At 70.2% G+C, this 9,547-nt stretch carries 7 protein-coding genes; 3 read left to right on the top strand and 4 right to left on the bottom strand.

The annotated features are described in order from the left end of the window. Positions 1-147 precede the first annotated feature (147 nt). Positions 148-1,251: a baeRF3 domain-containing protein gene (locus tag ACFP3V_RS00690; protein ID WP_380578482.1), complete on the top strand. Its 1,104-nt coding sequence runs from the start codon at positions 148-150 to the stop codon at positions 1,249-1,251. Between the two features lie 31 nt (positions 1,252-1,282). Further along, positions 1,283-3,373, top strand: a complete 2,091-nt coding sequence (locus ACFP3V_RS00685) for an MDR family MFS transporter (RefSeq protein WP_380578480.1) — start codon at positions 1,283-1,285, stop codon at positions 3,371-3,373. Here ACFP3V_RS00685 and ACFP3V_RS00680 read toward each other — a convergent pair. The 3 genes from ACFP3V_RS00680 to ACFP3V_RS00670 form a co-directional block, all read right to left on the bottom strand. Continuing rightward, positions 3,339-3,974: an alpha-ketoglutarate-dependent dioxygenase AlkB gene (locus tag ACFP3V_RS00680; protein ID WP_380578478.1), complete on the bottom strand. Its 636-nt coding sequence runs from the start codon at positions 3,972-3,974 to the stop codon at positions 3,339-3,341. The genes ACFP3V_RS00685 and ACFP3V_RS00680 overlap by 35 nt on opposite strands. 89 nt (positions 3,975-4,063) lie before the next feature. Continuing rightward, a complete protein-coding gene (locus ACFP3V_RS00675; RefSeq protein ID WP_380578476.1) occupies positions 4,064-4,633 on the bottom strand; it encodes a dihydrofolate reductase family protein in 570 nt (189 codons plus the stop codon). A gap of 2 nt (positions 4,634-4,635) precedes the next feature. Then, positions 4,636-4,893, bottom strand: coding sequence for a hypothetical protein (locus ACFP3V_RS00670; protein WP_380578474.1), 258 nt, complete (start codon positions 4,891-4,893; stop codon positions 4,636-4,638). An 84-nt stretch (positions 4,894-4,977) separates the two neighbouring features. Here ACFP3V_RS00670 and ACFP3V_RS00665 point away from each other — a divergent pair, with 84 nt between their 5' ends. Beyond that, the gene (locus tag ACFP3V_RS00665) at positions 4,978-5,658 is read left to right on the top strand and encodes a hypothetical protein (protein WP_380578472.1); all 681 of its coding nucleotides are present in this window, start codon (positions 4,978-4,980) and stop codon (positions 5,656-5,658) included. A gap of 31 nt (positions 5,659-5,689) precedes the next feature. Here ACFP3V_RS00665 and ACFP3V_RS00660 read toward each other — a convergent pair whose 3' ends face one another. Then, positions 5,690-9,289 (bottom strand): discoidin domain-containing protein, encoded by a 3,600-nt coding sequence (locus tag ACFP3V_RS00660; RefSeq protein WP_380578470.1) that lies wholly within the window; start codon positions 9,287-9,289, stop codon positions 5,690-5,692. Positions 9,290-9,547: the final 258 nt, after the last annotated feature.

The raw sequence follows: 9,547 nt of genomic DNA, 5'->3' as shown, positions 1-9,547 counted from the left end.
CCCTGCGGGCCGCCGACTCCCGGCCCGGCGTCCTGGACGGACGGGGGCTCGCTGGAGGGTGAATCCGGCTCCAACGGAGCATCATCGGATGCGTGACGGGAACTTGACGAGGAGTCTGACGGAAGTCGAGCTTCCCGGGAGGGACCCATGGAGGAACAGGCCCTGACACCGGACGTGCTGAAGTCGCTGCGGGCGACGCAGCCCTACCCCGTGCTGTCGCTGACGATGCCGACCCACCACCGTCCCGACCACGGGCAGGACCCGGTGCGGCTGCGGAACCTGGTCACCGAGGCGGTGCGGCGGCTGGAGGCCGACCCGCAGGTGTCCCGGGACGCCCGCATGGCGCTCAAGGCGCAGCTCGAACGCGCGGTGGCCGACGCGGACCTCCGGGGTTCGGACCAGGGCATGGTCCTGTTCGTCAACGGGCAGGGCAGCGAGGTCTGGCACCTGCCGCGCTGGGTCCCGGAGCGGGTCGTGTTCAGCGACAGCTACCTGACCCGGAACCTGGTCGCCGCCAAGGCCCAGGCCGCGCCGTTCTGGCTGGTCGTCGTCTCCGCCGAGAAGGCGGAACTGTGGCGCGGCGTCGACGGGGTGCTGCACCCGCACACCGACCAGGGATTTCCGCTCACCCCGGAGCCGGTGCAGTCCGACCCGGAGCGGCTGGAGCGCATCGGCGACACGCCCAGCGTCTACCAGGACGAGACCACCCGCGGCTTCCTGCGCCGCGTCGACGACGCGGTGGCCAAGCTGCTGGGCGAGGAGCCGCTGCCGTACTTCCTGGTCGGACCGGCGGCCGCGCTCACCCAGCTGGCGCACCGGGCGGGGAAGGGGCAGCAGCCGGCCGGCAAGCTCGCCAAGTCCGGCCTGGTCGGGGCGACTCCGGCGGTGCTGGCGGAGGAGATCAAGCCGATGCTGGCCGAGTACGGGCAGCGCCGCACGCAGGAGGTGCTGGGGCGGCTGGACCAGGCGATGGGCCGCAAGACCTTCGCCGCCGGACTGGACGAGATCTGGGAGTCCGTCAGCACCGGCCGGGTCGAACTGCTGGCCGTGGAGGAGGACTTCCGGCTGACCGCGCGGATGGACCGCGGGCATCTGGTGCCGCTGCTGGACGGCGAGGTCGGGCCGGACGTCCGCGAGGACGTGGTGGACGAGATCGTGGAGACGGCGCTGAACACCGACGCCGAGGTGGTCTTCGTGCCCAACGGCACGCTGGACCAGCACCAGCACATGGCCGCCGTCCTGCGTTACTGAACCGCCGCACGCGCCTCCGGAGGACCGCCTCGTGACGACCACTCAGGACACTCCGCCCGGGGCGGACACCGCGCCGCCGGTGCTCGACCACACCCGCCGGAACATCGTCTTCGCGACGATCGTGCTCGGCATGCTGCTGGCCGCGCTGGACCAGACGATCGTCGGGACCGCGCTGCCGACGATCGTCGCCGACCTGGGCGGCGGCGCGCACATGTCCTGGGTGGTGACCGCCTACCTGCTCGCGGAGACGGTCGCGACGGCGCTGGTGGGCAAGTTCGGCGACCTGTTCGGGCGCAAGCTCGTGTTCCAGGTGTCCACGGTGGTCTTCATCGTGGGCTCCTTCCTGTGCGGGCTGGCGAACAGCATGATCCTGCTGATCATCTGGCGCGCGGTGCAGGGCGTCGGCGCGGGTGGTCTGATGGTCACCTCGATGGCGCTGATCGCGGACGTGATCCCGCTGCGCGAGCGGGGCAAGTACCAGGGCGCGATCGGCGCCGTCTTCGGTGTCGCCACGGTGATCGGGCCGCTGCTGGGCGGGCTGTTCACGGACCACGCGAGCTGGCGCTGGTGCTTCTACGTCAACGTCCCGATCGCGGTGGTCGTGGTGATCGCCGCCACACGCACCATCCCGTCGATCCGCTCGGCGGCCCGGCCGGTCATCGACTACCTGGGCATCGGCCTGGTCGCCGTCGGCGCCAGCGCGCTGATCCTGGCCACCAGTTGGGGCGGCAACGAGTACCCCTGGAGCTCCGGCGTCATCATCGGGTTGTTCGCGGCCGGAGTGGTGGCACTGGCCCTGTTCTGCTGGGCGGAGACGCGGGCGGCCGAACCCATGCTGCCGATGCGGCTGTTCCGCAACCCGGTGTTCGCCGTGTGCTCGGTGCTCAGCTTCATCGTCGGCTTCGCCATGCTCGGCGCGCTGACGTTCCTGCCCACCTTCCTGCAGTACGTGGACGGGGCCTCGGCCACCACCTCCGGGGTGCGCACGCTGCCGATGGTGTTCGGCCTGCTGGTCGCGTCGATCTTCAGTGGCAACGTGGTCAGCAAGACCGGCAGGTACCGGATCTTCCCGATCGTGGGCAGCCTGGTCATGGCGCTCGGCCTGTTCCTGATGTCGCGGATGGACGCGCACACCGGCGTCGGCCTGGAGTCGCTCGACATGCTCGTGCTCGGCGTCGGCATCGGCCTGAGCATGCAGGTGCTCACCATCGCGGTCCAGAACACCGTCGACTACGCGGACCTGGGCACGGCCACCTCCGGCGTCACCTTCTTCCGCACCCTGGGCAGTTCCTTCGGCACCGCGGTGTTCGGCACGATCTACGCCAACACCCTCGGCGACAAGCTGCCCAGGGGCATCGCCCGGTCCGCCGCGCTCACCCACACGGACCCGGCCCTGCTGGCCAGGGCGGCGGCCAGCCCGGCCGGGCTGCACCGGCTGCCTGCCGCCCAGGCCGCCCCCATCATCAACGCCTACGCCGAGAGCATCCAGAAGATCTTCCTGTGGACCGTGCCGGTGGCGCTGGTCGGCTTCGTCGTCGCGCTGTTCCTCAAGCAGGTGCAACTCCGGGACACCGCGCGGGAGTTCTCCACCGACATGGGCGAGGGCTTCGCCCAGCCCGGAAACCAGGACTCGCAGCTGCTGCTGCAGCGGGCCGTCGCCGGCATCCTCAAGCGCACCGACCTGGACACCGCGCGGGACCTGCTGCGGCGCTCCGACTCCACCCTGGACATCGCCGGGGCCTGGGCCGTCATGCAGGTCAACCTGCTGACCAGGATGGTGGGTTACGGCAGCCTCAACCTGATCGCGGCCCGCCGCCGGATGCCCCCCGAAGTGCTGGAGCCGGTCTTCGACCGGATGGCGGCCGAGGGCTTCCTGACCCGCGACGCGCCGTTCATCTACTCGCACACCCAGGCCGGCGAGGAGCAGGCCAGGATGCTCGAGCGGACCTGGTCGGAGTACCTGGGCAGCCAGGTGCAGGAGGAGCTGGGCCGGCCGAGCGGCGCCCAGCTGCACGCCGCGGTGGACGCCATCGCCAAGCGGCTGCTGGTCGAGGACCTCAACCACGGCATCCCGCAGCGCACTCCGGTCAGTTCACTCCCCGCGGGCGGAACTGGACGCTGATCCGCGGTCCGGCGGGCCGGGCCGTCTTCGGGACGCAGTGCTCCCAGGTGCGCTGGCAGCTGCCGCCCATGACGACGAGGTCGCCGTGCCCGAGCGGGAAGCGCAGCGTCGGCCCCCCGCCGCCGCGCGGGCGCAGCAGCAGCGGGCGCGGCTCGCCGACGGAGAGGATGGCGACCATGGTGTCCTCGGTGGCGCTGCGCCCGATCCGGTCGCCGTGCCAGGCGACGCTGTCCCGGCCGTCGCGGTAGAAGCAGAGCCCGCTGGTGACGAAGCGTTCGCCGAGTTCGGGCTGGTAGTGGTCGCTCAGCGCCTCGCGTGCGGCGGTGAGTGCCGGGTGGGGGAGCGGAACGCCCTCGCCGTAGTAGGCGAGCAGGCGCGGAACGGCGACGACGTTGTCGTACATCTGTCGGCGCTCGGCCCGCCAGGGCGCGTGCGCGGCCAGATGCTCGAAGAGTTCGGCGGCTCCGTGCATCCAGCCGGGCAGCAGGTCCACCCAGGCGCCTCGGGCGAGCGTCACCCGCTCCAGCCCGGTCAGCGGGCCGGGGCCGGGCCCCTGGTCCGCCGGGCCCGGGTCGTCGAAGAGCGAGGCTTGCAGGTTCATGGGACTCAGCCTACGCCTAAATCGAACATGCTAGCGAAGACCTTGTCGAAGACCCGGCGAGGATGTGGTCAGCGCCGGGCGTGGTGCCGTCAGTGCCGGGCGTAGTGCAGCAGTACGACACCGTTGTGGAACTGCCGGGTCTCCGCCAGGCGCAGCATCCGCAGTCCGTCCTGCCCGGCCGGGAACAGCCGCTTGCCGCCGCCCACCAGCGCCGGATGGACGTAGATCCGGTACTCGTCCACCAGGTCGTGCGCGACGAAGGCGGCGGCCGCCTCGGCCCCGCCCAGCGCCAGGTCCCCGCCGGGCTCCGCCTTGAGCGCCCGCACCTGGTCGGGGTCCACCTGCGGCACCACCGTGGTGTTCCACTTGGCCGGCCCCGGGGGCAGCGACCGCGAGTAGACGACCTTCGGCTTGTCCCGCCAGATGCCGGCGAACTCCCGCATCGGCGGGGTGCTCGCCGGGTCCGCGTCCGCCGTCGGCCAGAACCCGGCCATCAGCTCCCAGGTGGTCCGCCCGCTCAGGAACGCACCCATGGCCGCGAGCTGCACGTTGAAGTGCCGGTGCAGCTCGTCGTCCACCTGGTGCCAGTCGATCGCGCGGTCCGGTCCCTCGATGTATCCGTCCAGGGATACGGACATCATCAGAACGACGCGGCGCATGCTCAGTTCAGGTCGCTCAGCCAGGCGCTGCGCCCGGCCTGGGCGGCCATCTGGGCGCGACGGAACTGACGGGCCGCCAGTTCGCTCGGAGGGGTGTCCCAGGAGTTCAGCCAGGAACGGCCGGCCGTGGCCAGCGCGACCACGACCACGGTCGCCCCGACCGCGGTCAGCAGGGTCCCGGCGCCGGTGAGCGCGGCGCCCAGGGTGAGGGCCCGCCGGCTGGGGTGGAATTCGGAGAAGGGAATCGCAGAGTTCGCCATGCCCCCACGATGCGCGGCCCGCAATCCTTCCGCACCTCGGGGACTGACGGAGGGTGAGACCCGCCGTTGCGGCAGGATGTGCGCGTGAGTCATGACGTGAACCACGCGCCCGCCTGGCGGCGGGCCACCGAGGGCGAGCAGCGCTGGGCCGTCACCATCGGGCTGCTGCTGGTCGTGGGCATCCAGTACGCGCTGCCGGCCGCGCTGACCCCGAGCCCGCACTGGCTGCTGCCCAGCCTGGAACTGGTGGTGCTGGGGGCCCTCTTCGTGGTGAACCCGCACCGCCGGGTGGCCCATCCCTCGCCGGTACCGCGCGTGGTCGGACTGGTGCTCGCCGGGACCGTCAGCCTGGCCAACGTCTGGTCGGTGGTGGCCCTGATCAGCGGGCTGCTCGACGGCTCGCTCAAGCTGAGCGCCCCCCATCTGCTGCTCAGCGGCGGGGCCGTGTGGCTGATCAACGTGATCGCGTTCTCGCTGCTCTACTGGGAGTACGACCGCGGCGGGCCGGCGGCCAGGGCCCGGGGGGAGCGGCAGCACACCGACTTCCTCTTCCCGCAGATGCAGGCGGGCGACCTGGTGCCGCCCGACTGGGAGCCGGAGTTCCCGGACTACTTCTACCTGGCCTTCACCAACTCCACGGCCTTCAGCCCCACCGACACGCTGCCGCTCACCCGCTGGGCCAAGCTGCTGATGACGCTGCAGTCGGCGGTGTCCATGCTGACCGTCGCCCTCGTCGTCGCCCGGGCCGTCAACGTGCTTCCGTGACGGCCCGGGCGACGGATCACTCGGACGGGCCCTACGGGTTCACGGTGATCGTGAACGTCGAGGTCGGGTTGTAGAGGTCCTGGTAGTTGTTGCTCTCCGTGAGGTGGTTGAAGGTCACCGAGCCCACCGCCGGGCCCTGGCCGCTCTCGGGCATCGGGTTGGCCCAGATGCCGTAGCCGGACTTGGCGTTGTAGGCGTCACCGCTCTGCTGCGCGCCGGTGATGGTGACGTCGGTGAAGACGGTGTCGGTGATCGGGTTGAGTGCCTGTCCTCCCGAGTAGTCGGTCTGGAACATGATCCCGGCGTAGGTCGGGTCGGTGATGTCCAGGTTGTTGACGCGGATTCCCTGGAAGGGCTGGGTGGCCGAGAACAGCCACAGGGCCGGGAACACTTGGCCGTTCCAGAAGTGGCCGCCGTCGCGGACCAGCGACACGTTCTGGATCACCGTCTGCGGGCTCGCTCCGAAGCCTTCGAAGGGGTAGCCGAAGTTCAGCGAGGAGACGGTGATGCCCGAGTAGGTGAGCGTGTCGGCGACGTACAGGTTCTGGAAGGTGTTGGCGTAGCCGCCGTAGACCGCCACGCCGGCGGCCCGCCACGGGGTCAGCGCGGTGAGGTTCTGGAAGGTGTTGTTCCGCAGGTCCGAGCTGTTGTGGTCCTGGGCCGCGAACAGCGCGAAGCTGTCGTCGCCGGTGGACCGGGCCTCGTCGTTGCTGACCAGGTTGTTCTGGCTGCCGTTGGTGAGGTTGATGCCGTCCGCGAAGGTGTCGCGGATGCGCATGTTCGTCGCCGTCAGGCCGCTGACGTGGGTGCCCCAGATCGCGCAGACCTGGTGCTCGATCCAGGTGTTGTCGATGGTGACGCCGGAGACGTCGGTCAGGTCGAAGACCTTGCCCGGGCCGTCGATGCGCGAGGTGTAGTTGCCGAACCAGGCGAAGCCGGAGAACGAGGAGCCGTTCGCGCTGGACGACACCGACCAGCCGTCGTCCGTGTTCTCCTGCCCGGAGGGCGAGTTGAACTGGGTGTACCAGGGGCCGGCGCCGACCACGGTGACCGGCTTGCCGTAGACCTGGAACTTGCTGGACACCTGGTACTGGCCCGCCGGCAGGTAGACGCCGGTCAGCGTGCCGGTGGTGTCCATGCGGACCTTGTCCAGGGCGTTCTGCACGTCCTGCTGGGTGAAGCCGGCCGGGACGACGAAGGAGGACGGGTTGGGGTTGGCGATCGGCGCCACTTGCTCCAGGTCCACGAAGTCGATCGCGTACTGGGAGGTGTTGCCGGTGTCCTTCTGCAGCTTGATGACGCTGCCCTTGGGCACCGTCTGGTTCAGCAGCACGTGCGCCTCGTCGTAGATGTGGCGCGCCGGTCCCGCGCCGGGGTCGTTGCCCGGGCTGGTCTCGGAGCCGTAGAGCCACGCGTAGTGCGAGGTGAGCGAGATGGTCTGCAGGAAGCTGCCGTTGACGTAGATGTCGAGCGTGTTGGTGGTGCCCCCGCCCCCGGGGGCGTCCGGCATGGAGAAGCGGGTCACCAGCGTGTCGGTGTCCTCACGGGTGGTCCACTGCACGTACGCGCCGGTCGAGTTGAGGGTGACCGCCTTGCGGCCGCTCGCCTCGCCCGCCAGGTCGCCGATGGTGCGGTTCGGTCCGACGACGGTGGCGCCGCCGCCGACCTGGCCGTCCTCGGCCTGGTAGGTGTCGTAGGGCATGTTGGCGCCGCGGCCGACGAACAGCGGGGTGTCGCTGGTGTTGTTCGCCTGCTTGACCGCCAGCTCGGCGGAGTCCGCGGCGACCACGGTGTGCACCGTGTACTTGCCGTTGGCCGCGGTCCAGCCCCCCAGGGCGATCGGGGCGGAGAAGGCGCCGGCCGCGATGCTGCCGCTGATCGAGCCGGTCAGCGTCTTCACGGTGGTGTTGTTCGCGTCGAGCAGCGTGAGGGTGACGCCGTGGGAGCCGCCACTGGTGGCGATGTTGCCCTGGTTCTTGAGCGTCACGGTGAAGTTGACGGTGTTTCCGGCGGATGGGTTGCTCGGGCTCCAGGCCACCGGGGCGGCGACCAGGTCCGCGCTCTGCACCGCGCTGACCACGAGTGCCGTCGGGTCGGTGTAGCTGTTGTTGGACTCGTTGAGCTCGACGACCTTATTGGACTCGTCCACCTTGGCCGTCAGCTGGTAGCTGCCCGCGTTGCGCGTGCCGATGCCCGCGCTGACGGTGGTGGAGGCGCCGGCGGCCAGAGCCGGGACGGAGGCGGTGCCGACCTTGGTGGAGCCGAGGTAGAAGTTGAGGTCGGTGGCGGCCGAGGCAGCGGTGCCGCTGTTCTTCACGGTCGCCGAGAGCGTCACCGGGTCGGTCTCCACGGGGGAGGCGGGGGACCAGGAGGCGTCGGTCACCGTCAAGTCCGGGTTGGGCGCCGGGGTGCCGATCACCTGGAACTCGGCCACCTGCCCGCCGGGAGCACCGCTGTTGCTGGTGATGCTCAGCTCGACGTCCGAAACCCGGGCGCTGACCGGGATGGTGACGGTGTTTCCGGTGGCGGGGTCGAAGGAGTACTGCTGGGCCGCGGCGATGGTGCTGAAGCCGCTCGCGCTCTGCTCGCGGCCGAGCACGGCGATGGTCTGGGTCCGCGCGGACCAGACCGAGGCGGGGTTGAGCAGCACCTTGACCGCCGTGACGTCCGCGTTGGCGCCGAGGCTGACAGTGACCGTGCTCGGGTAGGACGAGCCCTCGAAGTAGGTGGTCACGTCGCCGTCGTTCGCGTTGGCGGGGGCGTAGGTGTACGTGTAGGCGGAGCCGGTGATCGGCTTGCCCTGGGCCAGGTTGGTGCCGGTGGTGGTGCCGTTGCGGGTGACCGTGTTGCTCGCCGCGGAGACGTTCCCGGCGGCGTCGCGGGCCTTGACGTAGTAGGAGACGGTCGCCGAGTCCGGCTGCGCGTCGGTGTAGGTCAGGGTCGAGCCGTCGGTCGACCCGGCCAGGCTGCCGTTGCGGTAGACGTCGTAGGCGGTGACGCCGACGTTGTCGGTGGCGGCGGACCAGGTGAGCTTGAGCTGCCCGGACTGCGGTTGGGTGTAGGCGAGGTTGCTCGGCGCGCTCGGCGGGGTGGTGTCGCCTGCGGTCGGCCCGTAGACCTCGAACTCGGAGATCTGCCCGGCGGGCCAGCCGGTGTTGGCGGTGATCTGGACGCGCAGGTAACGCTCGCTCACCGTACTGAAGTTGATGGTCACCGTGGCATTGGTGGCCGGGTCGAAGGTGTAGGCGGCGGACGCGACGAGGGTGGTGAAGGAGTTGCCGTCGGTCGAGCCGAGGATGGACAGCGTCTGGGTCCGGGCGCCCCAGCCGGAGGCGGTCGGGGTCTTCAGCACGACCTGGTCGACGCCGGTCGCGCTGCCCAGGTCCACCTGGAGCCACTGCGGGAAGGCGTTGTTGGTGCTCTCCCAGTAGGTGTTCCGGTCGCCGTCGTTGGCGTTGGCGGCGACGTAGTTCTGCTGGACGCCGCTTGCGGTCATGGTCCGGCCGGAGGCCAGGTTGGTCCCGGCGGCGTGGGCGGCTGCCGGGTGCAGCAGCGGCAGCATGCCCAGCAGCAGGGCGAGGAGGGCGAACGCCGTCGTTCGCAGGCGTGTCGCATGGCGTGAGCCTGACATGGTCTCCCTCGGGTCAGGAGGCGGGTGGGGACGTGAGGGTGGGCCACGTGGAGAGTATTGAGCGCGCAAGACCCCGGCAAGAGATCTAACAAGATGCTCAAAAATTAAGCTACTTGCTGCAAAAGATGTCCGGTTACTTGCAAATGGGCGGACGCCGCGCCGGACTTCGGGGCGGGGCAGGCGCAGCCGCCCGAAAGAATGTCAGGAAGGTTTCCTGACAGACCTCTTGACGGTGTGTCATGAACCCGGGTTGACTCC

The sequence above is a fragment of the Streptacidiphilus monticola genome (genome assembly GCF_042658505.1).
GTDB lineage: Bacteria > Actinomycetota > Actinomycetes > Streptomycetales > Streptomycetaceae > Streptacidiphilus > Streptacidiphilus monticola.
Note: the sequence above shows the minus strand (reverse complement) of the source record. Positions and strands in the feature narration are given on the sequence as shown.